Genomic DNA, 1,736 nt, shown 5'->3' with positions numbered 1-1,736 from the left:
GCTTAGCCAAACAAGCCTGGCAGCCAGAGGGTAACGATAGGCACGTAGGTGATGAACACCAGGTAGATGAGCAGCAGCATCAACCAAGGCACTGCGGCCTTGATGACTTGGCCGATGCTCATATTGGTGATGCCTGCCGTGACAAACAGGTTCAAGCCCACGGGCGGGGTCACCATGCCGATCTCCAGGTTGATCACCATGATGATGCCCAGGTGCACCGGGTCGATACCCAGCTGCGTGGCAATCGGAAACAGGATCGGGGCCAGGATCAGGATGATGCCGGTGGGCTCCATAAAGGCCCCGGCCACCAGCAGCAGCACGTTGACCACGATCAGGAATTGCCAGGCGCTCATATCCCAGGCGATGATCTGCTCGGCGATGGCCTGCGGGATGCGCTCGGTGGTGAGCACGTGGGCAAACAGCAAGGCGTTGGCGATGATGAACATTAGCATGATGGTCACCTTCGAGGCATCGATCAGCACCTCGGGCACCTGTTTCATGCCGATGTCGCGGTACACGAACACGGCAATGAAAAAGGCGTACACCGCCGCCACGGCCGCTGCCTCGGTGGGCGTAAACACCCCCCCGTAGATGCCGCCCAGGATGATGAGGATCAGCAACAGCCCCCAGATGGAGTCGCGCGCTGCGGTGACGACCTCGGCCATGCTGGCGCGTGGCTGGCGGGGCATGCCGCGCATGCGGGCAATCACATAGATGGCCACCATCAGCACCAGGCCCAGCAACAAGCCTGGCACGACGCCGGCCATGAACAAGGCGCCCACCGAAGTTTCGGTGACTGCCCCGTAGACCACCAGCACGATAGAGGGCGGAATCAGGATACCCAGGGTACCGGCGTTGCAGATCACTCCGGCGGCAAATGACTGGCTGTAGCCCGCACGCACCATCCCGGCAATCACGATCGAGCCCACTGCCACCACGGTGGCTGGCGACGAGCCCGAGACTGCGGCAAACAGCACGCAGGCCATGACCGAAGCAATGGCCAGGCCCCCGTGCAGGTGGCCCACCGAGGCGATGGCAAAGCGGATCATGCGCTTGGCCACCCCACCGGTGGTCATGAAGGCGCCCGCGAGAATAAAGAACGGGATGGCCATCAGGGTGAAGTGCTCGGAGGTCTCGTAGAGCTTGAGCGAGAGCGAGGCCAGGGAATCGTGTCCAAAGCCCAGGATCGTGAGCAGCGAGGACAGCCCCAGGGCCACGGCCACGGGCATGCCCATGAACATGAAGGTAAACAGCAGGATAAAGAGGACGATTGTGGTCATTTGGCATCCCCTTCGGGTTCGTCACTACGGTATTTCATCGCGTCAGCGACTTCGTCGCCCAGCAGCGATGCCTGGTCGCCTCTGACCAGGTGCCAGAGCACCTCACCAAAGCGGTAGATCAGCAGGATAAAGCCGATAGGCAGCACCAGACGTGGGATCCACTGCGCGATGGGCAGATCCTGGGCCATGATGCCGATCATGTGGATTTTGCTGACATAGATCCAGCTGCCATACAGGACGATGGCGGCGTACGCCATGCACAGCAAGGTGCTGAGCATGGCCAGGCGGTTGGCGGCACGCGCTGGCAACATCCGGATGAAGGCATCCACGCCGATGTGGGCCCCCACGCGCACGCCGTAGGCCATGCCCAGGAAAATGAGCGCGCCAAAGCAATACATGGTGAGCTCGAGCGCCCAGACAAAGCTGTAATTGAAAACGTAGCGGGCGATGACCTGA

2 protein-coding genes are annotated in these 1,736 nt (G+C 61.3%); both read right to left on the bottom strand.

The window, feature by feature from the left end; all coding sequences use genetic code 11:
- Nucleotides 1–2: 2 nt before the first annotated feature.
- Nucleotides 3–1,280: a TRAP transporter large permease gene (locus tag WA928_RS03490; protein ID WP_424299639.1), complete on the bottom strand. Its 1,278-nt coding sequence runs from the start codon at nt 1,278–1,280 to the stop codon at nt 3–5.
- Nucleotides 1,277–1,736, bottom strand: a 460-nt coding sequence (locus WA928_RS03485; RefSeq protein ID WP_424299636.1) for a TRAP transporter small permease, incomplete at its 5' end; no start/stop codon positions are given. The genes WA928_RS03490 and WA928_RS03485, both read right to left, overlap by 4 nt.

Origin of the sequence: Castellaniella sp. (assembly GCF_049651205.1) — a bacterium.
Lineage (GTDB): Bacteria > Pseudomonadota > Gammaproteobacteria > Burkholderiales > Burkholderiaceae_B > Castellaniella.
The sequence above is the reverse complement of the archived record's forward strand: the minus strand, read 5'-3'. Positions and strand labels throughout refer to the sequence as shown.

Excerpts from the sequence above, each read along its gene's own strand:
- WA928_RS03490 (WP_424299639.1), bottom strand. The coding sequence starts at position 1,280 with ATGACCACAATCGTCCTCTTTATCCTGCTGTTTACCTTCATGTTCATG.